General features: G+C 63.7%; 22 protein-coding genes and 1 tRNA gene. 7 read left to right on the forward strand and 16 right to left on the reverse strand.

The window, feature by feature from the left end:
• Positions 1 to 160: 160 nt before the first annotated feature.
• The 3 genes from scpB to G3N99_RS09935 form a co-directional block, all read right to left on the reverse strand.
• Entirely contained in the window at positions 161 to 1,192 is a 1,032-nt protein-coding gene (gene scpB, locus G3N99_RS09925) for an SMC-Scp complex subunit ScpB (RefSeq protein WP_174936490.1), read from the reverse strand.
• 272 nt (positions 1,193 to 1,464) lie between these two features.
• Positions 1,465 to 2,676 carry a pyridoxal phosphate-dependent aminotransferase gene (locus G3N99_RS09930; RefSeq protein ID WP_206122294.1) on the reverse strand — a complete coding sequence of 404 codons (1,212 nt, stop codon included), beginning with the start codon at positions 2,674 to 2,676 and terminating at the stop codon, positions 1,465 to 1,467.
• Positions 2,677 to 2,751: 75 nt separating this feature from the next.
• The gene (locus tag G3N99_RS09935; protein ID WP_046545490.1) at positions 2,752 to 3,654 is read right to left on the reverse strand and encodes a LysR family transcriptional regulator; all 903 of its coding nucleotides are present in this window, start codon (positions 3,652 to 3,654) and stop codon (positions 2,752 to 2,754) included.
• Between the two features lie 428 nt (positions 3,655 to 4,082).
• Between G3N99_RS09935 and G3N99_RS09940 the strand changes: the two genes are divergently transcribed.
• Positions 4,083 to 4,484, forward strand: a complete 402-nt coding sequence (locus G3N99_RS09940; protein ID WP_006409263.1) for a transposase — start codon at positions 4,083 to 4,085, stop codon at positions 4,482 to 4,484.
• A 198-nt stretch (positions 4,485 to 4,682) separates the two neighbouring features.
• On the forward strand, positions 4,683 to 4,934 hold the full coding sequence (locus G3N99_RS41835; RefSeq protein WP_241011569.1) for a hypothetical protein: 252 nt from the start codon (positions 4,683 to 4,685) through the stop codon (positions 4,932 to 4,934).
• Between the two features lie 197 nt (positions 4,935 to 5,131).
• On the opposite strand, the gene G3N99_RS09950 is transcribed toward G3N99_RS41835, so the two are convergent.
• A complete protein-coding gene (locus G3N99_RS09950) occupies positions 5,132 to 5,449 on the reverse strand; it encodes a hypothetical protein (protein WP_011351791.1) in 318 nt (105 codons plus the stop codon).
• A gap of 157 nt (positions 5,450 to 5,606) precedes the next feature.
• Here G3N99_RS09950 and G3N99_RS09955 point away from each other — a divergent pair, with 157 nt between their 5' ends.
• The 3 genes from G3N99_RS09955 (at position 5,607) to G3N99_RS09965 (ending at position 7,216) form a co-directional block, all read left to right on the forward strand.
• Positions 5,607 to 6,323 (forward strand): YdcF family protein, encoded by a 717-nt coding sequence (locus G3N99_RS09955; RefSeq protein WP_206122297.1) that lies wholly within the window; start codon positions 5,607 to 5,609, stop codon positions 6,321 to 6,323.
• 220 nt (positions 6,324 to 6,543) lie between these two features.
• Positions 6,544 to 6,822 (forward strand): hypothetical protein, encoded by a 279-nt coding sequence (locus G3N99_RS09960; RefSeq protein WP_011351789.1) that lies wholly within the window; start codon positions 6,544 to 6,546, stop codon positions 6,820 to 6,822.
• A gap of 136 nt (positions 6,823 to 6,958) precedes the next feature.
• Positions 6,959 to 7,216, forward strand: a complete 258-nt coding sequence (locus tag G3N99_RS09965) for a hypothetical protein (RefSeq protein ID WP_011351788.1) — start codon at positions 6,959 to 6,961, stop codon at positions 7,214 to 7,216.
• 40 nt (positions 7,217 to 7,256) lie between these two features.
• Here the strand turns inward: G3N99_RS09965 and G3N99_RS09970 are convergent, their stop codons facing one another.
• From G3N99_RS09970 to G3N99_RS09985, 4 genes are all read right to left on the reverse strand, one after another.
• The gene (locus tag G3N99_RS09970; RefSeq protein WP_174934457.1) at positions 7,257 to 7,547 is read right to left on the reverse strand and encodes a putative quinol monooxygenase; all 291 of its coding nucleotides are present in this window, start codon (positions 7,545 to 7,547) and stop codon (positions 7,257 to 7,259) included.
• Positions 7,548 to 8,074: 527 nt separating this feature from the next.
• Complete coding sequence (gene bamC, locus G3N99_RS09975; protein WP_174934459.1) at positions 8,075 to 9,286, reverse strand: outer membrane protein assembly factor BamC; 1,212 nt, start codon at positions 9,284 to 9,286, stop codon at positions 8,075 to 8,077.
• A 140-nt stretch (positions 9,287 to 9,426) separates the two neighbouring features.
• Positions 9,427 to 9,503 (reverse strand) — tRNA-Pro (locus tag G3N99_RS09980).
• 150 nt (positions 9,504 to 9,653) lie between these two features.
• Positions 9,654 to 10,367 (reverse strand): methyltransferase domain-containing protein, encoded by a 714-nt coding sequence (locus tag G3N99_RS09985; RefSeq protein WP_174982021.1) that lies wholly within the window; start codon positions 10,365 to 10,367, stop codon positions 9,654 to 9,656.
• A 398-nt stretch (positions 10,368 to 10,765) separates the two neighbouring features.
• On the opposite strand from G3N99_RS09985, the gene G3N99_RS09990 reads away from it, so the two are divergent.
• Positions 10,766 to 11,581 carry a tyrosine-protein phosphatase gene (locus G3N99_RS09990; protein WP_254601376.1) on the forward strand — a complete coding sequence of 272 codons (816 nt, stop codon included), beginning with the start codon at positions 10,766 to 10,768 and terminating at the stop codon, positions 11,579 to 11,581.
• Between the two features lie 344 nt (positions 11,582 to 11,925).
• Positions 11,926 to 14,136, forward strand: a complete 2,211-nt coding sequence (locus tag G3N99_RS09995; RefSeq protein WP_206122299.1) for a hypothetical protein — start codon at positions 11,926 to 11,928, stop codon at positions 14,134 to 14,136.
• Between the two features lie 79 nt (positions 14,137 to 14,215).
• On the opposite strand, the gene G3N99_RS10000 is transcribed toward G3N99_RS09995, so the two are convergent.
• The 8 genes from G3N99_RS10000 to thrS form a co-directional block, all read right to left on the reverse strand.
• Complete coding sequence (locus G3N99_RS10000; RefSeq protein ID WP_174934467.1) at positions 14,216 to 14,632, reverse strand: MerR family transcriptional regulator; 417 nt, start codon at positions 14,630 to 14,632, stop codon at positions 14,216 to 14,218.
• Positions 14,633 to 14,693: 61 nt separating this feature from the next.
• Positions 14,694 to 15,080 carry an integration host factor subunit alpha gene (locus G3N99_RS10005; RefSeq protein ID WP_006486093.1) on the reverse strand — a complete coding sequence of 129 codons (387 nt, stop codon included), beginning with the start codon at positions 15,078 to 15,080 and terminating at the stop codon, positions 14,694 to 14,696.
• 72 nt (positions 15,081 to 15,152) lie between these two features.
• The gene (pheT, locus tag G3N99_RS10010; protein ID WP_174936469.1) at positions 15,153 to 17,582 is read right to left on the reverse strand and encodes a phenylalanine--tRNA ligase subunit beta; all 2,430 of its coding nucleotides are present in this window, start codon (positions 17,580 to 17,582) and stop codon (positions 15,153 to 15,155) included.
• A 96-nt stretch (positions 17,583 to 17,678) separates the two neighbouring features.
• On the reverse strand, positions 17,679 to 18,692 hold the full coding sequence (pheS, locus tag G3N99_RS10015; RefSeq protein WP_006486107.1) for a phenylalanine--tRNA ligase subunit alpha: 1,014 nt from the start codon (positions 18,690 to 18,692) through the stop codon (positions 17,679 to 17,681).
• Positions 18,693 to 18,840: 148 nt separating this feature from the next.
• The gene (gene rplT, locus G3N99_RS10020) at positions 18,841 to 19,200 is read right to left on the reverse strand and encodes a 50S ribosomal protein L20 (RefSeq protein ID WP_004192938.1); all 360 of its coding nucleotides are present in this window, start codon (positions 19,198 to 19,200) and stop codon (positions 18,841 to 18,843) included.
• A gap of 29 nt (positions 19,201 to 19,229) precedes the next feature.
• Positions 19,230 to 19,427 carry a 50S ribosomal protein L35 gene (rpmI, locus tag G3N99_RS10025; protein WP_004191477.1) on the reverse strand — a complete coding sequence of 66 codons (198 nt, stop codon included), beginning with the start codon at positions 19,425 to 19,427 and terminating at the stop codon, positions 19,230 to 19,232.
• Between the two features lie 189 nt (positions 19,428 to 19,616).
• The gene (gene infC / locus G3N99_RS10030; RefSeq protein ID WP_071734130.1) at positions 19,617 to 20,141 is read right to left on the reverse strand and encodes a translation initiation factor IF-3; all 525 of its coding nucleotides are present in this window, start codon (positions 20,139 to 20,141) and stop codon (positions 19,617 to 19,619) included.
• A gap of 49 nt (positions 20,142 to 20,190) precedes the next feature.
• Positions 20,191 to 22,098, reverse strand: coding sequence for a threonine--tRNA ligase (gene thrS / locus G3N99_RS10035; RefSeq protein WP_174934471.1), 1,908 nt, complete (start codon positions 22,096 to 22,098; stop codon positions 20,191 to 20,193).
• Between the last annotated feature and the right edge of the window lie 139 nt (positions 22,099 to 22,237).

The raw sequence follows: 22,237 nt of genomic DNA on the forward strand, positions 1-22,237 counted from the left end.
TGTCGCCACCCTCGGCCGAAGCGCCCTGCTCCGGTGCATCGTCGGCACGCGCCGCCTGCACGGCAGGCGCGGACGATTCAATATCGTGGATATCTGTCAAAACAACCTCAAAATGTCAGGTCTCGCGCCCGGCGCGGGCGCGGCAAGAAGTTGGCCGCGATCAGGCGCGACGCTGTTCAGGTTCTGCTTCGTCGTCCGGCAGCGCATCGGCACCGATGGGTGCACTGGCGCTTCGTACGGCATCGGCGAGACTGTCGGACGTGTCGTCCAGCATCTCGTCGTCCGCAGGACGGGAACGGGGGGCGTCGGCCTGGCCAGCCTCGCCGGGCATGTCGCCGGCCGCTTCCGCTCCGTCTCCGGCAACCGCTTCGGCAGCCGGCTTGCGATCTTCCTCGCTCCAATCCGCGTGCAGCGGCTCGGGCTGCACACCGGCTGGCACTGCTTCGGCGCCAGCCTGTTCCATTTGTTCCGTTTGCCCGCGAACAGCATCGAGCGTATCGCGGCTCGCGATTTCATGCGTCGACGCGACGTCCGCCACGGGATCATCCGGCAATCCTGCCGATTGAGCGGCGGATGCCTCATCCGTTTGCGGCGCGTCGCCCGTTGCGCCATCGGCAACCGGCATGCTCTCGTCGAAATCCATCGCCTGCTGCGCAAGCAGCGCGGCCTCGATGTTCGCGGCCGGCTCTTCGAGCGCAGGCAGATCATCGAGCGCCTTCAGGCCGAGGTCGTCGAGGAACTGCTTGGTCGTCGCATACAGCGCCGGGCGTCCCGGCACGTCGCGATGACCGATCACTTCGATCCAGCCGCGATCCTCGAGCTGCTTGACCACCTGCGTATTGACCGTCACACCGCGAATCTCTTCGATGTCGCCGCGCGTGACAGGTTGCCGGTACGCGATGATCGCGAGCGTTTCGAGCACCGCACGCGAATATTTCGGCGGCTTCTCGGGATGCAGGCGATCCAGATAGTGACGCATCGCCGGCTTGCTCTGGAAGCGCCATCCGGTTGCCAGCGCCACCAGTTCGACGCCGCGGCCGGACCAATCCTGTTTCAGATCTTCGAGCAACGTGCGGACCGTGTCAGCCGACACGCCGTCGGCAAAGAGCTTGCGCAAATCGCCGAGTTTCAGCGGTTCCTGCGCGCAGATCAAAGCAGTCTCGAGGACGATCTTCGCCTCTTGGGTATTCATGCAGCTAGGCCAGACCCTGTGGTCAAACGAACCGGATCAACAAACAGACGAAAGGAACGGAAGACGCGCTCGCCCGATTCTGATCGGTCATATTGATGGGAGCACGAACCGGGGGCGGCGAACCAACTTCAGGCCAGGCCCAAACCGGACGGAACAGCACGGCTCAACGACGGAACCGCGTGACTGAGCGCCATATTACGCAAAATTGCCCGGTGCGTAAAGATGAGCCGAACGAGCCGCCGCCAGCGCGCCGCGTCCGCTCCGGCCCCGCTTCAGCGGATGGCTGCGCCGCGCGCGAGGAACCGGCGCAACCGCTCGACACCCGCATCGAGTCGCGCCGGATCGCACGCATAGCACCAGCGCACGAACCCTTCCCCCTCCGGGCCGAACGCCCGCCCGGGCGCAAGGCCGAGCCCGGCCTCGCGTACCAGCGTCTTGCAGAACGCGAGACTGTCTGACGCGCCCGGCAGGCGCAGAAACAGGTACATCGCGCCCGACGGAGGCGGCACCTCGACACCTGGCAGGGTCCGCAGCGCGGCAACCAGGTGATCGCGCGCATCGCGCAGCGCCGCGACGAACGACCGCACGAACGGCTCGCCATCGCGCAGTGCGACTTCACCCGCGGCCTGCACGAAGCCCGGCGCACACGACGTGTTGTATTCGACGAGCTTCGACAGGTCGCCCATCACCGCTGCCGGCGCGATGAGCCACCCGAGGCGCCAACCCGTCATCGCCCATGCTTTCGAAAACGAATTCACGACGACGACCCGCTCGTCGCGCGTTGCGATGTCGAGGAACGAAGGCGCGCCGCCAGCGCCGTCCGCGTCGAAAGCGAGCCGCTCGTACACCTCGTCGGCAACCAGCCAGATGCCGTGGCGGCGGCAATGGGCGAGCACCGCTTGCTGGTCGTCGCGCGACATCGTCCAGCCGGTCGGATTGTTCGGCGAGTTGATCAGCAGCATCCGCGTATCAGGCGTCAGCGCCGCAAGCAGCCGCCCGACATCGAGCCGCCAGCCCGCATCGCCATAGCCGAGCGGTACGCATTCGACCTGCGCCCCAAGGATCTTCGGAATCTCGACGAGATTCGGCCACAGCGGCGTGACCGCGACGACGCGCTCGCCCGGACCGACCAGCATCTGCGCAGCCAGCATCAATGCGCTCACGCCCGAACTCGTCACCGCCACGGTGTCGGCCGCCGTCGCACCGTGACGGGTGCTGACGTAGGCCGCAAGCGCATCGCGCAGCGGCGCAGTGCCGAGGTTGTGCGTGTAGAAGGTCGCGCCATCGCGCAGCGCCGCCGCCGCGGCGTCGCGGATGAAGTCCGGCGTGACGCGATCGGATTCGCCGAACCAGAACGGCAGCATGTCCGGCACGCCAAAGCCGGCGTTGGCCACATCCCGGATCAGCGACGGACGCAACGCGTGCACGGCGTCGCGGGCCGCCGGCGCGCCGGCTACCGGAAGAGAATCTGCGGAATGCGCCATCGAGAACCGCCTTCGAGGAACACGATCCGCGTAGTGTACCGGCCCGCAAGCCGGAGAGGCGCGCGTCGGTGCGCGTCAGTCGAGGTCCTCCGCCCTCGCCGGCATCTGTCGCACGAGTTCCCAGATCGCCTGCGCAGCGGGCGACAACGACCGGTCGCGGCGGCGCACGAGTTCGACCGTGCGCTCGGTGCGCGGCGTGAGCGGCCGCGCGACGAGCGTCGAGCCGGCTGGTAGCGGCAGCGACAGCCACGGCTGCACGCTCACGCCGACGCCGGCCTCGACGAGTCCGAACACGGTCGCCGAATGCCCGAGCTCCTGCATGACCGTCGCGTTGACACGATGGGCGGCCAGCGCGGCGTCGATCAGCGGCCGGCTTCCCGACGCATGATCGAGGAGCACGAGGCGCTCGCCGTCCAGCGCCGTCCAGGGCACCTCGGCACGCGCTGCGAGCGGATGGTCGGCGCGCGCGACCAGGCAGAACGAATCGGTCATCAACGATTCGCAGACGAGATCGGCCACCGTGAGCGGCCCGATCACGACGCCGAAATCGACCTCGCTCGACTTCACCTTGCGCAACACGTCGCTCTGCACATCGTCGCGCAAACCCAACGTCACGAACGGAAACTGGCGCTCGCACGACGCAACCACGCGCGGCATCAGCCGGCACGCAATCGTCGGGCTGGCCGCGACGATCACGCGCCCGCGGCGCTGCTCGCCGATCTCGCGAATCTCGCGCAGCGTGTCGTCGAGATCGTCGAGCAGACGGGACACACTCGCGATCAGGTTCGCACCGACATCGGTCAGCTGCACGTCGCGCGTCGTGCGGTCGATCAGCTTCAATCCGAGCTCGGCCTCGAGCTCGCGCACGCAGCGACTGACCGCGGACTGCGTGAGCCCGATCTCGTCGCCCGCGCGACTGAAGCTCTTGAGCCGCGCTACCTCGATGAAGACGCGAAGCTGGCGCAGCGTGACGTTCATTTCCTGACCTCATCAATCGTCGATATCGATGCGCGATTTTAATGCGCGAATCCGGCTTCGATGTGCGAATCAGGCACCTGCCCCACATGTTTCGCTGCGGTGCAATACATCCGCGAACGCACGTGGTGCGGGCGAACTGCACAAGATTGGTGATTGTCCCGATTTGCTGGCGGGTTATTTTGGCGTCTTATACGCCCCTAGCTGACTTAGCCGTTAGCTCGCTGCCAAGCGGCTCTCGAGGGAATTACCTCCGACATGGCACGCTTCGTGCATTACCTGGCGCACAGGGCGCAGGTTTCGTCGGACGGAAGAGCAGAAACGCCGCTGCCGGCCAACCGGACGCCCTCACCCGGCACTCGACGATCGAGTGCTTGAAGAGTGCGCGGCGCAGGGCAGCGCACCGGAGTTAGCTTCGCTGAGGTGAGGACATGATGCTGTTCGACGATTTGAGAGATAACGAGTGGGCGCTGGTCGAGGGTCTGTTTTGCTCCGAACCCGCACGGAGTGAGCGGCGCGGCCGTCCCCGCGTGGAAGCCCGCTCGGTGGTGAACGCCGTGCTGTGGGTACTGTCGACGGGTGAAGGCTGGTCGAAGCTGCCGGGCCGCTATCCGTCGCCGCCGACTTGCCGCCGTCGCTTCGACGAATGGCAGGCGGACGGCACGCTCGCCGAAATCGTGAAGCGACTCGGCACGAGCGGCCGGCAGATCTCCCTGCGCGGGCGCATCGGCGCAAGCGCTGCGAAGCCGCCCGCACCGCCGAGCCGCGACCGGCTGCGCGGCGCCTTCTGGACCAACCCGGAATCCTGGCGCGCGCCCGTCAAGATGGCGTAACGAATGCTCGATCGGGCGGCTTCGGCCGCCCGGTTTCTTTCTGCGATGCGACCTGTTCGCGACGCCTGCGTTGCCGTCGATTACCGTTGTCGTGCCGCGATACATCTATTTACCAATATTTACAGCAAGCCTGCACTCCCACGCTTACCTTAGCGAAATATCAACAGGCCGCGTCGACGGCTTGAAGGGAGCCCCGCCATGAATCCAATGTCACTGCTCGTTGCATGCGGCATTGTCATTTCCCTGGCGTTGTCCGCTCCAGCCCACGCCGACGATCGCGTGAAGCCGCCCCATCGCCAGCAGGATCACCGGAACACACTCCGCCAGCCACCGTCCGCCAACCCGCCCAGCCGGCAGACCGTGCCGCGTGGCGACCTGCGCGGCGACATCGCCAGCAACGCGCGAGCGCGCATCGGCTCGCAGCCGTCCGACGTGCCGCGTCATCCGTAGTCCTGCCAATTTCGGGATTTCGCCAAAGAAAATGCCCGCGGTCGGGAACTGCGCCGCATGCGACGAGTCACAACGTTGCCATGAGCACAGCGTGGCAACAGCAAAAGTATCCGGTACGCCCGTATCCTCGCGATACGGGCTTTTTTTTGGCATCGCCAGCCGCATGGCGGCGATGCGGGCGACGGGATGATCGGCCGCTACAGGCGGCTTTCGAGAATCGCCACTGCACTCGCTTCGCTCAATGCGTAGTCGGCCATGCGGCGATCGGTCCAGGAAAGTAATTTCTCGTCGCGCTCGAGGCGCGAGAATTCGGCTCGACCGCTTTCGGTCAGTACGGCAATGTCGACCGGTGCATGGAAGCCCGGTGCGGGGGCAACGGTTTTCTGCCTGACCGTGTCCATCAGCCCGAGCGAACGGAGATACTCGAACACGCCCGGGCGGCGTGCCCACGGTACCTGGCGGTACTGCACTCGTCTCAATGCGTCGAGCACCGCTTCGTTGGAATACGTGGCCATCTCGATTCTTTCTTAAAGTGCAGCGACAATGCGAAGCGGCGCGCCGGGCGGCGTCTCCGCCCACCGATACCGCCACCGATTCTGGAGGCCGACGTTCGGCGTCGCGTCAGGGCCGGATCGTCAGCCGTCCATAAAAAGACACCATACCCCAATCAAATTGATTCTGTTCGATTCATTTGTACTTCTCTTCATCTGTTTCATGCTCTACCGCAAGCGGCGACGAATCATCTCGATCGCCGCCGTTGCTCTGTTCTGGCTGCTCGCGACGGGCTGGCTCGCCGCACCGCTGATCGCCTGGACCGAGGCGGGCGTCGTACCCGTCGAGCACCCGGAGATGCACGGACGGACCACACTGATCCTCATCGGCGCCGGCACGAAGCACACCGACTCCGGGCTGCGGCCGCCATCTGACGGAACCGCCCGCATCCACAAGGTCGCAGCGCTCTACCGCACCTGCAGGCAGCAGGCCGAGCGCTGCACCGTGGTGATGTCGGGCGGCGACCCGCAGCATCACGGCGAAACCGAGGCTGCCGTATACGGGCGCCAACTCGTCGCCGAAGGCGTCGCTCCCGCGGATCTCGTTCTGGAACCGGAAAGCCGCACGACCTACGAAAACGCGAAATTCACTGCGTCTATACTACGCTCACAGTATGACGACGCACGCATTCTCGTCACTTCGTCATACCAGATGCGCCGCGCACTGCTCGATTTCCGCCGTTTCGGGATCGATCCGCAGCCCGTTTATGCGAATCGCCGGCGCGCGCAAACAGGCTGGCTGCCGCGCTGGCGTAATTTGGCCAACGCCGAGCAGGCGCTGCACGAACTGGTCGGCATCGCGCAGTTCCACGTCTATCGTTGGCTTGGATGGTTTTGACGGATGCGGGGAAACCGGAGCGCAATGGTTGCGACGGTGACCATGGCAGGCGCGTGACGAAGTACGCGAAGTGTTGCGCCACTTCAACGGGGCCTTGCGTCGCGCCACGATCCGGTGCACATTGATCCGTCACTTTTGTTACACTCGACACGCACTCGATTGCAGTCGCCAGACAAAACGGCAACACTCGGGTTCATCACCACTTAGCGGAGGTAAAGCAATGAAGAAGACGTCCCTGGCTATCCTGGTAGCGATGTCGGCGCTGACTGGCGCAGCGTATGCGCAAGAGAGCACGGAAATCAAGACGATTACCGATCCGGCCAAGATCTCCGAGATCGAGCAGCGCGCACAGGCGCTGCAGCAGCAGCAAGCGGCTGAAGCCGCTCAGCCGGCGATGCAGGAAGAGCATCACCACGGCAAGAAGGCTGCTCACCACAAGGCTGCTGCGAAGAAGGCCGGCAAGAAGGCTGCCAAGGCCGCAGACGCTGCCAGCCAGTAAGTTCGGCGGCACCGCACAAGCAAAAAGCCGAATCCGGGCAACCGGGTTCGGCTTTTTTGGTTGCGGTGCCCGTGCGCTGTGCTAAAGTCGCGCACCGAAATTTTCCACCCGTGCGCACCCCGGTGCGGAGGACAGCATGAGCAACATTCAACTCGACATCGAGTGGACCGAAGCCGCCACTCGCCAGATCAAGCAACTGATGCCTCGCGGCTCGGCTGACGCGTTCCTCGCGCTGCCGCCGATCGAGTGCCTGCCGATGGAGGGCGACGTGCTTTTCCTCGGCCCGCAAGGCAAGCAGCAACCGTTCATCGTCGCAGAGCGCCAGTACCATCACGACGGCGACGCCGACTGGACGATCATCCTGATCCTCGACGTACCCAGCACGTCGCACTGACGCACCCCGCGACCGGACACGTCCGGTCGCCCCACCCGGCTCAGACGAGCTTCGACAGCACGCGGATTTCGGAACGCTCGATCCAGTTCGCGGCCGCTTCGCGATAAGCCAGAATGTGCGCGGAACGCGCATGAGCGGCAAGCGCCTCCTCGCTTTCCCAGCGCTCGACGAATACGAACCGCGCGGGCTCCTTCAGATCCCGGTGCAGGTCGTACTGCAATGCCCCCGCTTCGCTGCGGGTCGGCTCGACGATCCCTTCGAGCTGGGCACGCAACTTCTCCTCGGCGCCCGGCTTCGCCACGATCAGCGCCACGACTGCAATTTCCGCCATTCCCGCCCCCCTCATCTGGAAAAGTCCGAGAATACGCGAATCGTGCATCGGCTGCGCCAGCACGGCATCGCACGACGGCCCAAAAAAAATAGCCCGCGCTTCACAGAAGCGCGGGCGAAACCGTCGCCCTACGAGGATAGGCGACGGGGCCATCGAGATCCGCACGCTGGCGCGGATCGTCATCAGTTGCGCCGACGCTTGTCGCGTCGACATTCGAAGACGTCGATACCATTGATCGGGCGCTCGCGGCGCACCCCCGGTATCTGACGCCATCCTCCCTGTTTCAACAATTCCAACATATAAAGCAGGTTGCGTGCCAACTACCGCGAATCGACCACCCCATTGATTTATAAGGAAAATTTTTTGGCCGCCGACGATGCCGCATGTGTTTGGCCGCCGTAACGCGCGGATGTTACGTAACGTCACGAGGAGGGACCGAACCTCCAGCACATGTGCGCGCCGGCGAGCGGCCATGAAAAAAGCCCGCCAAATGGCGGGCTTTTCATTGGTGCGGAGAAACGCCGGAATCAGCGGAGCTGATTCACGAGCAGCCCCATGATCTGGCGAGCCGGCGACGACGTGTCGATCGCGCCCGAATCGTCGATGACCGCGACGCGCGTCTGGTCGGCCGTGAGTGCCTTCACGTTGACGCGGTATTGCTTCGCCTGCTTTTCCTTCTTGCCGTGGAACAGCTGGCTCCAGAAGCCCTGCTCGGCCGAAGTCAGATCCTTCGGATCGACATAGCGCACGAAATACAGGCCCTTCGAGCGATCGCGATCGTCGACCGTGAAGTTCGCACGATCGAGCGCGAGACCGACGTGCAGCCACGACCGGTCGTACGGCTCGCCGAGTGTAACTTCCGACGGGACGGCAGCATCGGCCGCATCGTTGGCTTGCGCCGACGTGCGGGAGACGTTTTGCGCGGCGATCGCTGCAGCAGCCTTCGACGATGCGTCGTCTGCCTTCTTGTCCTTGGCCGCCGGCACCGTGTTGTCCTTGATGTTCGCGATGGGCGGCTCGCCGTTCTTCGCGCGCTGCTCGTTCTGTGCAAGCACGGCCATCAATCGCTTCAGGTATTCGGTCTCGAGCGCCGGATCGTTCGGCTTCGGTTCCCACTTGCTCGAATCGTTGTTCGAGCCCGTGATCGCTTCGCGCATCCCCTTCTGGCTGATGAACACGTAGGTGCCGCCATTCGGCGCCGAGTCGAGACGCGTACGGTACTTGTTGCGCTCGGCCGTCACGTACGAATTGCCCATCGCCTTCGAGATCACGCTACGGATCAGGCCGTCGTTGATCTGCGGATGGGTTTCGTTCCAGTCGGTTTCCATCACGCCCTTGTCGCGCTGGTCGACGACGAGCAGGAAGCCCTGCTCCTGCCAGAAGCGGCGAACCTGCGGCCAGACATCGGCCGGCTGCTTGCCGTCGATCACGAGCCAGCTCTCGGTGCCGTCGCGCTGGATATGCATGCCGGCCACAGCCGGAGCGACAGTGTCCAGCGCAGGCGCTGCCTGCTGGACCTGCTGAAGTGCGGACAGGGAAGTCGCGCCGCCCTGGGGCGGCAGCGAACGCTGATCGGCCGTCTCGTCGAGCATGTTGGGCGGCACTGCGAGCGACGCTTCTTTCGATTTCGAATCGCTCTTGTAGTCCACTTTCGTGGGCGACGACGTACCGCAACCGGCAACGAGCGCGCCGGTGGCGAGCACTGCAGCGAACCGCATGGTAAGACGAAGATCAGTCATGTTCGGGGAATCCTCTTCCGCTAAATCACGGCGCTTTCCGTGGATCAACCTTGCATTTTACCGGGGCCGCGCCGCGATGTGCAAAAAAGCGACCGGCAAGAAAAAACCCGCGTCAGCTTGAGCTGACGCGGGTTCTTGTCTGGTCGGGGCGAGAGGATTTGAACCTCCGACCACCTGCACCCCATGCAGGTACGCTACCAGGCTGCGCTACGCCCCGAAAGAAAAAAATTATAACAGACAGTTTTCCGATTTAGAACGGGTCGCATGCATTTTGTGAATATTCTTGTGAAATTTTTTGGCGTGACCGTGCCGATGCACACAACGACGTGCATGGCATAGCGCCCTGCGCACCGGCCTCGCATCGCCTTCACTGCTTGCGTGCGACACAGATGACGGTCAGCCCGGCGACGCGGTTGAAGCGGAACATCGGCAACTCGATCCGGCAGATCGTCTTGAGCAAGCCATTGACGAATGGATGGTGACGACGCAATTGCGACGCCGGCCCGCTCGGTTGCCGACGCACCCGTTCGCCGAGCCGCAACGCTGCCGCGAGCGGAAACGTGAGGCCGAAATAATAGGCGCCGTGCTCGACGTCGAGCCCCGCGCGACGCACCACGTCCTCGAGACTGCCGAGCGTATATCGGCGCTTGTGCTCGAGAAAATCGTCATGACCGCTCCAGAGGAACTGGAACGCGGGAACCGTGATCAGGAACCGGCTGCCCGAAGGCGCGCCCTTTACGTACTGCATGAGCAGACCGACGTCGTCGTCGACATGCTCGAGCACGTCCATCAGCAACACGAGATCGGCATCGAATCGATCAACGGATCGCCGAAAGTGGATGGGCTTGCCGGACGCCTCGCCGTCAGTATCGTCGGCGTAGCTCGTATCGACACACCACGCCTCCGTCGCCTGTGTGCGCTCCAGCAAGTGCTTCGAGAAGAAGCCGGAGCCTGCGCCGACATCGAGTATCCGGTTCGCGCCTGGCACCCCCAGGAACCGACGGATCGCACTCGCCTTCGACGCGTAGTACCAGTGATCGCCCACGCCCGCACCCAATACGTCGACTTCCTTGAGATCCATGACGCTTCCCCGTGATGGCTACTGTGCTTTGGTCGATACAGCCACTGACGTCGATCTTACCTCGCCGCTGCCGCCGATCCTACCTGTCGACAACGCGCAACCGACACCGGCAACCCGCATGCCGACCTAATCGAAAAGGACGATGGCCGGTTCGCCGCAAATCGCTACCGTGCGGTTACCCGGCGCGAGATCAATGCGCACGGGCGAACCGTCCGACTGCATGCCGATCGATCCGGCCCGCCCCGGCTATGCCGCGTCGCGCGTGATACAGGAGGCGGCTTCGGTCACCACCGCAGTCGCGACCTCTTGCAACCGTCTCCGACACAGGGCATTGAATGCATCAGAAAAACGAAATTTCCCGTCGACATTTTCTCCGGCTGGGCGCCGGCACGATAGGCGTGGCGCTGGGAAGCGCATCGCTTCTGTCCGCATGCGGGGGCGACTCGATTTCGGTCGCGCCAGTCACGACACCGCGGCTGAGTTCCGCATCGAATTTTCGCGACACGGCCGGGCCGGACGGAACCGGCTACCTGACGACGAACGGCGCGAAGATGAAAAAAGGCGTGATCTATCGGTCATCCGCGCTCGCGTTGTCGGTCGCGGATGTCGCCACCGTCGGCACGCTCGGCATCAAACAGGTCTGCGACCTGCGCACGCCCGCCGAGATCAAGACGCAGCCGGATGTGCCGCTGGCCGGCGCCGCCTGGCAAAACCTCAACGTGCTCGGGGCCGCCAGCATTGATCCGATCCCGACCACCGGCGCTACCGCGACGGCATTCATGCTGAGCATGTACCGCGCGTTCGTCACGTCGGACACCGCGCATGCCAGCTATCACGCGCTCTTCACCGGCTTCGCTGCCACTGGCGAAAACCTGGTGTTCCACTGCACGGCCGGCAAGGATCGCACCGGCTGGGCAACCGCGATCCTGCACACGATCCTCGGTGCGTCCGAGCAGACGATACTCGCCGACTATCTGCTGACCAACGCCTATAGCGCATCGGAAATCGCCGCGTCGGTCGCCCAGGCACAAAAGGCCGGCGGGCAAAATGCGGCAGACATGATGACCGCGCTGCAAGGCGCACATACCGACTATCTGCAGGCGGCCTTCGATCAGGTCACCGCGTCGTACGGCTCGATGACGTCGTATATCGCGAACGGCCTGCAACTCGACCAGGCGACGCTGAACGCAATCCGGCAGCACATGCTGGTCTGATCGACCCGCAGACCGCTGCGACGGGGCCGGATCGCATCCGCGCTACAATCGCCGCGCCGGTACAACTCGCATCCGGCGAAACCCGCACCGGCCAAGGCTGGAGCGGGTTTGCCCGGACGCAGCAACACCCGCCGATGACGAATCGCGCAAACCAAACGACCGTTTGATCCGGCCGTCCGACCACCCCGAATCCGTTGTCCCGCAGCCCGCCGGCTCGCCCCACCCGGGCGCCCGTTGTTTGGTAACGCCGCTCTAGCGCGCTATGCCACACTGCACGGCATCGACGCTTGCGCCGTGCAGTGGCGCGCGCCGCCGTCGATCACGACAAGACATGGAGACAGACGATGCGGAATGCGGTCCGGCGCGGCCATCGCTCGCCTTTGGCAATTTTCGACTGGATTTCAGGCCCGCCCCGCGCGGCCCGTCCTATCTCGCCCACGACGTCCCGCGTGTTCGGCTGCGGCGTACTGGCGCTCGCGCTGCTGTGTGCCGGTTGCGCAGAGTCGTCCGCGCAGCGTGACGGCAACACGTCGATCGCGTCGACGAAGATCGAGCGCACCAAGGCCGAACGCCTCGCCCGCGAGCAGCAGGTCGCACGCACCGTGCCGTCGCTCGCATCGATGAGCCTCACGCAACCGCGCCCGTTCACGCTGCGCGACTCGGGCCAGAACGGCGCGATGACGTTCCTGCGCGACGTCGATTTCCGCATCGTCAACAACCTCGGCTTCTTCATCCATCAGTTGTCTGCCACGCTCGTGCCGACGCAGGCCGGCGCGCCGATCGTGTTCGACGATCCGACCAGTTTCCAGATCGACGTGCATGAAGGCACGGTCACGCTCGACAACGCCAAGCTGACCGCCCTCTTCAACACGTACATCTTCGGCTACCGCAATGCCCCGCTGCGCAAGCTCGCCGTGTCGGCCGGCGACGGCGTGATCCACCTGCAAGGCGAGATGCAGCGCGACGGCTGGGTGCCGTTCTCGCTGACCGGCACGCTCGCGATCCGTGACGGCAGCCAGCTCGTGTTCCATCCGACGGGTGTGCGCGTCTCGGGCATCAACGCGCAGCCGGTGATGCGCGCGGCCAACGTGAAGATGGCCGATCTGCTGAAAGTCCAGACGCCGATTGCGCAGCTCGCCGGCGACGATCTCGTGATGTCGGTCGACAAGCTGATGCCGCCGCCGCGCCTGAAGCTCACGATCACCGCGCTGCGCGTGACGCCGGCCGGCCTCGACCTGAAGCTCGACGACGGCACGCATGCCGGCTTTGCGATGCCCGCGAATGCACCGCAGCAAGCGATGTACATTCGCGGCGGCGACGTGAAGTTCATGCGCTCGATGCCGATGAACGCGGACATCCTGATCGGCCCGGTAGATGCCACGAAGCGCGACCAGACTTTCGTGTTCGACCTGTATCACTATCGCGACCAGGTCTCGGCCGGCTACTTCAATTTCGACGAAAGCGGCGCGATGGCGATCCGGATGCCCTCGTACGCGGGCCCGGCCAGCGGTGCGCTGCTCGGCAACGCGGCCGCGCGCCTGAACGACAGCTTCCTCGCCGCGCAACAGAACGCGCTGCGCGACATACGCCAGCACTGGGAAGCCTACGCACTCGCGGCGAACACCGTTCACCCCGGCATGCAGAAGGTCGCGATTCGGCGCACGTCGACCACGCCGTTCAACGAACGGCACGTGTCGAACCGCAACCCGACGATCCATCTGCGTAACGTCGACTTCAACCTGTCCGGGGATATCGGCTTTCACGTCGAGGATCTCGACGTGGAACTCGTCTCGAAGCGGCCCGGCGAACCCGTCGATCTCGACGATCCGAACCAGTACGACATTCGCATTCTCGGCGGCACGGTCGTCGAGTCGTGGAAGGCGATGTCCGCGCTCTTCAACAATTATCTGCTCGACTACGCGCCGCGCTCGCTCAACGACCTGCAACTGAGCGCGGACGGCACGAACCTGCGCGTCCAGGGCGGCATCAAGCTGTGGAATCACGTACCAGGGGTCTGGCTGCCGACCGACATGAAGGGCACGCTGTCCGTGCTCGACGACCGGCATCTCGCGTTCAAGCCGTCCCAGGTATCGGTGCTCGGCATCCCGCAGGCGAAGCTGCTGCGGTCGCTCGGCATCGAACTCGCTTCGCTGACGCCGTTGCAGCGGCGCGGCGCGGAACTGCGTGGCGACACGCTCGTGCTCGACCAGTACACCGTGTTCCCGCCACCCGTGCTGAACGGCAAGCTCGGACAGGCAACGGTCGAACGCGACGGGCTGCGCCTCACGTTCAGGCGCATGGCAGGCGCGCCCGCGCCGCAACGGCCGCAGATCGATGCACCGAGCTACATGTGGATGGAAGGCGGCGACATGAAGATGTTCAACGTGCTCGAACTGAACGTGCGCGCGCTGATCCGGAATTCGGCCGAGGCCGGCCCGATGCGTTTCGACCTGTACGGCTACCGCAGCCAGGTCGCGCAAGGCTCGGTGCGGATGCTGCCGGACGGCACGCTGGTCGTCGACATGGGGCAGAAGAACCCGCTCGCCTCACGCTGAAGCGCACACGACACGCATGAAAAAAGCCCGGTGGCAGGTCGCCAACCGGGCTTTTCATTTCATCTTTCGCGCTTCGCGCTCAGTCGTGCTTCAGTCCGTCGATCACGTCGAGCAGCGCCTGCCGCAATGCAATGACGTCGACGGTTGCGCCCGGCTTGCCCGGTGCGCGTGCATCATCGGTGGCTGGCGCCTCCGGCTCGACGGGTGCCGCCGCGGCCCGCTCGCCCGCCGGCGAATCGAGTCGGTTGCGCGCGCCGTTGATCGTGAATCCCTGCTCGTACAGCAACTCGCGAATCCGCCGGATCAGCAGCACTTCGTGGTGCTGGTAATACCGACGATTGCCACGCCGCTTCACCGGCCGCAGTTGAGTAAATTCCTGTTCCCAATAACGCAGCACATGCGGCTTGACCCCGCACAGTTCACTGACTTCACCGATCGTGAAGTAGCGCTTCGCGGGAATCGGAGGCAAGACGACTTTCTCAACCGTAGTGGTCATCGTCGGTTAACCGTCGGTAAAGGGTGCGCGGCGGCCGCGCGGAGACGTCAGCGCGCGGGGCTTACTCCGCGCCGTTTTCGACCAGCGCCTTCAGCTTCTGGCTCGCGTGGAAGGTTACCACCCGGCGGGCCGCGATCGGAATCGCCTCGCCCGTCTTCGGATTGCGGCCCGGGCGCTGCGGCTTGTCGCGCAGCTGGAAATTGCCGAACCCCGACAGCTTGACGCTTTCGCCGTTTTCGAGCGCGTCGCGAATCACCTCGAAAAACGCCTCGACCATGTCCTTCGCTTCACGCTTGTTCAGCCCAACGCTGTCGAACAGCAGCTCCGCCAGTTCCGCCTTCGTCAGCGTGGGCGTCTCGGTGGACGCCGGCGCCGAAGCGTCGCGGTTCATGGCGCTGCGTTGCGCCGTCAGGAGGGCTTCGAATTCACTCGAGGTCATGTCGTTCATATCTGCCATACAGCGCGTTAAATCAAAACTTACGATCGGAAAAGGCCGCCCGCGAGCGGGCGGACCTCCTCCTTAGCCGCGCAGACGCGCACCAGCACGAGCCATCCGCTCGACCAGCGTCTGGATCGCCTGATCGACGACCTCGTCCTGTAGCGTGCCAGCCGCGTCCTGCAGCGTCACACGGAAGGCAAGGCTCTTCTCGTGCGCGGCAAGACCACCGGAAGTATTTGATTTTGCACGAAATTCGTCGAAGAGTACAACCTTCTGAACGAATCGGCAGGCCTCTTCGGCGAGCGCCTTCTTCATTTCGTCGAAAAGTGCCTGAACCTCGACCGCCTGATCGACGACCACCGCGATATCGCGACGAACCGGCGGGAATTTCGACACGTCGGTCGGCGCGGGCAACGCACGCGCAATCAGCGCATCCGCGTCGACCTCGAACATCACCGGTGCGTGCGGCAGCTCGTACTTCTGCATCAGGCGCGGGTGCAGTTCGCCGATCCAGCCGACCGCACGGCCATCGACTTCGATGCGCGCGCTGCGGCCCGGATGGAGGGCCGGATGCTCTGCCTTCACGAAGCGTGCGGCCGCAGGCGCGAGCAGCGCCTCGAGATCGCCCTTCACGTCGAAGAAATCGACCGGGCGGGTCTCCGCGCCCCACTGCTCGTCGAGTGCCGGACCATAGGCAAGCGCACCGACGCGCTTCGGCTGAACGTAGCCCTCGACCGTCAGCTCACCGGCCTTCGCCGCCGCATCGGTGAGGAACACGCGGCCAGCTTCGAACAGGCGCACACGATCCGCGCGACGGTTCAGGTTGTGGCGCAGCACGGAAATCAGGCTGCCGAACAGCGTCGTGCGCATCACCGACAGCTGGCTCGCGATCGGGTTCAGCAGACGGATCGGCTGGTCGTTGCCCGCGAAATCCTGCTCCCACTCCGCATCGACGAAGCTGAAGTTGACGGTTTCCGCGTAGTCGCGCGCAGCGAGCGCGTGACGGATGTCGTGGATCGAGCGCCGCGTTTCGTTGGTCGCGCGCATTTCGCTCGTCGCGACCGGCGGACGCGCCGGGATCTTCTCGAAGCCATAGATGCGCGCCACTTCCTCGATCAGGTCTTCCTCGATCTCGATGTCGAAGCGATGCGACGGCGGCGTGACGAGGAACGCATCGTCTTCACGCTCGAACGGCAGGCCGAGGCGCGTGAAGATGCTGGCGATCTCGTCGGCGCCGATCTGCACGCCGATGATGCGGTTCGCGCGCGATACGCGCATCTTCACCGGTGCGCGCTGCGGCAGGTTCACGGACTGATCGTCGACCGGGCCGGCCTTGCCGCCGCAGATTTCGAGAATCAGTTGCGTGATGCGTTCGACGTGCTCGACGGTCGTCGCGTAGTCGACGCCGCGCTCGAAGCGATGAGCCGCATCGGTCGAGAAGTTGTACTTGCGCGCACGGCCGCGGATGCTGTCCGGCCACCAGAATGCGGCTTCCAGGTAGATGTTGGTCGTATCGAGCGTGACGGCCGTGCTGTCGCCGCCCATGATGCCGGCCAGGCTTTCAACCTGACGGTCGTCCGAAATCACGCCGACCGTTTCGTCGAGTTCGACCGTGTTGCCGTTGAGCAGCTTCAGCGATTCGCCGCGCTTGCCCCAGCGCACCTCGATACCGCCGTGGATCTTGTCGAGATCGAACACGTGCGACGGGCGGCCGAGCTCGAACATCACGTAGTTCGAGATGTCGACGAGCGCCGACACGCTGCGCTGGCCCGAACGCCCGAGGCGCTCGACCATCCACTGCGGGGTCTTCGCATGCGCGTTCACGCCGCGGATCACGCGACCCGAGAAGCGGCCGCACAGATCGGGCGCGGCAATGCGCACCGGCAGCGTCTCGTCGAGCTCGACGCGCACCGGGCGAATGTCGACCGGCGTCAGCGGCGCGCCGGTGATCGCAGACGTCTCGCGTGCGATGCCGAACACGGACAGGCAGTCGGCCTTGTTCGGCGTCAGCTTGATTTCGAAGATCGTGTCGTCGAGATTGAGCGTCTCGCGGATGTCCTGGCCGACCGGCGTGTCTTCCGGCAGCACCAGCAGGCCGCTGTGATCCTCGGACAGCTTCAGCTCGCGTGCCGAGCACAGCATCCCCTGGCTCTCCACGCCGCGCAGCTTCGACAGCTTGATCGCGAACGGCTTGCCGCCCTCTTCTGCCGGCGGCAGTTCCGCGCCGACCAGCGCGACCGGTACCTTGATGCCGGGCGCGACGTTCGGTGCGCCACAGACGATATTCAGCGTCGCGCCGGTGCCGGCGTCGACCTGGCAGACATTGAGCTTGTCCGCATCCGGATGCTTGACGACTTCGAGCACGCGGCCGACGACGATCTTAGACGTCGGCGGCGCAGCCTTGCTCAGCGATTCGACTTCGAGCCCCGCCATCGTCAGCGCGTGCGACAGTTCGTCGGTCGTCAGCTGCGGGTCGACAAAGGTTCTCAACCAGGATTCAGGGAATTGCATGGATGTCTACGTTCGAAACAGGTTAGATCGACGCCCGGGCCCCGTCGGATCGTCCATCGGGGCGTGCACGGGCACAGGTCGGCGCGGCGCGCGGCGTTACGCGAACTGGCGCAGGAAACGCAGGTCGTTCTCGAAGAACAGCCGGAGATCCTGGACGCCGTAACGCAGCATCGTCAGGCGCTCAAGGCCGCTGCCGAACGCAAAGCCGATGTAGCGCTCGGGATCGAGGCCCATGTTGCGAATCACGGTCGGATGCACCTGCCCCGAACCGGAGATCTCGAGCCACTTGCCGGCGTTCTTGCCTTGCTCGAACATCATGTCGATCTCGGCCGACGGTTCCGTGAACGGGAAATACGACGGACGGAAGCGCACGAGGATGTCGTCGCGCTCGAAGAATTTTTTCAGGAAGTCGGTATAGACGCCCTTGAGGTCGGCGAAGCTGATGTTTTCGTCGATCCACAGCCCCTCGACCTGATTGAACATCGGCGAGTGGGTCGCATCGCTGTCGACGCGATACGTGCGGCCCGGCGCGATCACCTTGATCGGCGGACGGTTCATGCGCGCGTAACGCACCTGCATCGGGCTCGTGTGCGTGCGCAGCAGCAGCTGGCGGCCGTCGGCGTCCTTGCCTTCGACGTAGAAGGTGTCCTGCATCGAACGCGCCGGATGGTTCTCCGGGCTGTTCAGCGACGTGAAGTTGTACCAGTCGGTCTCGATTTCGGGGCCGTCGGCCACATCGAAGCCGATCGAGCCGAAAATCTGTTCGACACGCTCCCACGTGCGCATCACGGGATGCAGGCTGCCTGCACCGGCGCCGCGACCCGGCAACGTCACGTCGATCGCTTCGGCAGTGAGGCGCTGATTCAGCAACGCGTCGGCCAGTGCCTGACGGCGTGCGGTCAGCGCAGCTTCAACCTGCTGCTTCGCGACGTTGATGCGTGCGCCTTCGGTCTTGCGTGCTTCGGGATCGAGCTTGCCGAGGCCCTTCAGCAACTCGGTCAGCGCACCCGATTTGCCGAGAAATCGTGCTTTCTCGTTTTCGAGCGTGGTGATGTCGGCAGCCTGTTCGAAGGACTGCTGCGCGTCGGCGACAATCTGGTCCAGATCCATAGATCCCATCATTTCCAACGTCATTCGGTCTTGGCGAGCGAAATCGCCCACCAAACAAAAAAGGGGCTCGGAAGAGCCCCGTTTTCGCTGCAGCGGCCGAGACTACCGGAACCTCGCTGCAACTAACCACGCAGTGCTAATTTCTCAATTAGGCTGCAACGGCGGCTTTCACCTGCTTGACGATCGCAGCAAAAGCAGCCTTGTCGAACACCGCCATGTCGGCCAGAACCTTACGGTCGAGTTCGATCGACGCCTTCTTCAGGCCGTTGATGAACACGCTGTAGGTCATGTCGTGCTGGCGAACTGCCGCGTTGATACGCGTGATCCACAGTGCGCGGAACACACGCTTCTTGTTGCGGCGATCGCGGTACGCGTACTGACCAGCGCGCATCACCGCCTGCTTGGCGATGCGGTAGACGTTATTGCGGCGGCCGCGATAACCCTTGGCCAGGTTGATGATCTTCTTGTGGCGGGCCCGTGCGGTTACCCCACGTTTGACTCGAGGCATGTTTCTCTCCTTAGAGTATCAGTTAGGGGTTACGCGAACGGCAGCATCGCGCGGACGGAGTTCAGATCGGAATCATGAACTGCCGTTGCGCCGCGCAGGTGACGCTTGTTCTTCGTGGTTTTCTTGGTCAGGATGTGACGCTTGAAGGCTTGACCGCGCTTGACGGTACCGCCCGGACGCACCACGAAGCGCTTTGCAGCACTCTTCTTGGTCTTCATCTTAGGCATGACGAACAACTCCAGTTTATTAGATGGCGATGGGTGTGCGGTTGGCTTGCGCCCTTGACCCGCCCTTCGAAACCCAGTCCACTTGTGTACGGCGAACCGCTTGCGCAGCCGCCGTCATTGTTGGCACGCCGCCCTGACCGGGCAACGCGCCGAACCACTGCGAACCTGCGCGCGAAGCGCGCGGGCCCGTTACTTCTTTTTCTTCGGCGAGAGCACCATGATCATCTGGCGCCCTTCCATCTTCGGCATCTGCTCAACCTGGCCGACTTCCTCGAGATCCGTGCGCAGACGCTCAAGCATCCGCATACCGATTTCCTGGTGAGCCATTTCACGGCCGCGGAAACGCAACGTGATCTTCGTCTTGTCGCCCTCTTCGAGGAAGCGCACGAGATTGCGGAGCTTGACGTTGTAATCCCCGTCATCGGTACCCGGGCGGAACTTGACTTCCTTGACCTGGATGACCTTCTGCTTCAGCTTCGCTTCGTGCTGCTTCTTCGATTCCTGGTACTTGAACTTGCCGTAATCCATCAGACGGCAAACCGGGGGAACCGCTTGCGGCGCGATTTCCACCAGGTCAACATCCAGTTCTTCCGATTTACGGAAAGCATCAGCGAGTTTTACGATACCGAGCGGTTCGTTCTCGATCCCGACCAGACGCACTTCCGGCGCAGTGATTTCACCGTTGATGCGATGCGACGACTTATCAGTAGCGATGTTACGTTTCCTCTAAAAATTAAAAAAACGAGCCGCGCTGCCAGGGCGGTTACTTGAACGAGCGCAGGTCTTCCTGCAGACGCTCAACGAAGGCTTCGACCGGCATCACGCCAAGATCGACGCCGCCACGGGCACGCACGGCTACCGTTTGCGCATCACGCTCCTTATCCCCCACGACGAGGAGATAAGGCACCTTTTCCAGCGTGTGCTCGCGTATTTTATAGCTAATCTTCTCATTGCGCAAATCGGCCGTCACTCTAACCCCTTGTTTTTGCAACGATTGGGCCAGAGATTGCGCATATTCGGCCTGACTTTCGGCGATATTGAGCACAACTGCCTGGAACGGCGCGAGCCAGGACGGCATCGCACCAGCATGGTGCTCGATCAAAATGCCAAGGAAACGCTCCATCGAACCGACGATTGCACGGTGCAGCATCACCGGGCGACGGCGGCTGCTGTCATCCGCGACATACTCGGCGCCGAGACGCTCCGGCAGCACCATGTCGAGCTGCAGCGTGCCGCACTGCCACGAACGGCCGAGCGCATCCTTGATGTGGTACTCGATCTTCGGACCGTAAAACGCACCCTCACCCGGCAGCTCTTCCCACGTCAGGCCGCAGGCCGTCAGCGCGTCGCGCAAGCCCTGCTCGGCGCGATCCCACGTTTCGTCCGTACCCGCGCGTTGCTCCGGGCGCAGCGACAGCTTGATGTCGATGTGATCGAAACCGAAGTCCTTGTACACGCTCATTGCCAGCGTGTTGAAGGCGATCGATTCCGAGATGAACTGGTCTTCCGTACAGAAGATGTGCGCATCGTCCTGCACGAAGCCGCGCACGCGCATCAGGCCGTGCAGCGCGCCCGATGCCTCGTTGCGGTGGCACGAACCGAATTCCGCGTAACGCAGCGGCAGGTCGCGGTACGAACGCAGGCCGTGCTTGAACACCTGGACGTGGCCCGGGCAGTTCATCGGCTTGATCGCGTAGTCGCGCTTCTCCGACTCCGTCGTGAACATGTTCTCGCGGTAGTTCTGCCAGTGGCCCGACGCTTCCCACAGCGAACGGTCCATGATCATCGGCGTCTTGATCTCGAGGTAGCCGGCTTCGTTCACGCGGCGGCGCATGTACTGTTCGACCTGCTGCCACAGCGCCCAGCCCTTCGGATGCCAGAACACCATGCCCGGCGACTCTTCCTGCATGTGGAACAGGTCGAGCTGCTTGCCGAGCTTGCGGTGGTCGCGCTTTTCCGCTTCCTCGAGCATGTGCAGGTACTGATCCTGGTCTTCCTTCTTCGTCCAGGCCGTGCCATAGATACGCTGCAGCTGCTCGTTCTTCGAATCGCCGCGCCAGTACGCACCCGCGACCTTCATCAGCTTGAAGACCTTCAGTTTGCCGGTGGACGGCACGTGCGGGCCACGGCACAGATCGGTAAAGCCGCCGTGCGAATACAGCTTGATTTCGTCGCTTTGCGGAATCGATTCGATGATCTCGGCCTTGTACTTCTCGCCGATGCTGCGGAAGTAGCCCGCCGCTTCGTCACGCGACACGACACGGCGCGTCACGGGCTCGTCCTTCTTCACGAGCTCCTGCATGCGCTTTTCGATCTTCTCCAGATCTTCGGGCGTAAACGGGCGGTTGTACGAGAAGTCGTAATAGAAGCCGTTGTCGATCACCGGGCCGATCGTCACCTGCGCGTCCGGATACAGTTCCTTCACCGCGTACGCGAGCAAGTGCGCCGTCGAGTGACGGATGATGTCGAGGCCGTCGGCGTCCTTGTCGGTCACGATCGCGAGCGACGCGTCGCGGTCGATCACGGCCGACGTATCGACGAGCTCGCCATCGAGCTTGCCACCAAGCGCAGCCTTCGCAAGGCCGGGACCGATCGAGGCTGCAACCTCGGCAACTGTCACCGGATGCTCGTATTGTCGAACTGAGCCGTCAGGCAAGCGTATCGAAACCATAGCAATCTCCGTGATGCCGACAGTGGGCGGCAGACCAGGTACGCGATATAAAAATCACGCGGGAAAATTTCGCGACAAAAAAAATGCGGCCCCGCTTTCGAGGGGCCGCATTCGATACTTCACTCAAACTGAAAGGGCG

It is taken from the genome of Burkholderia sp. Ac-20392 (genome assembly GCF_017104585.1).
Taxonomy (GTDB): domain Bacteria; phylum Pseudomonadota; class Gammaproteobacteria; order Burkholderiales; family Burkholderiaceae; genus Burkholderia; species Burkholderia lata.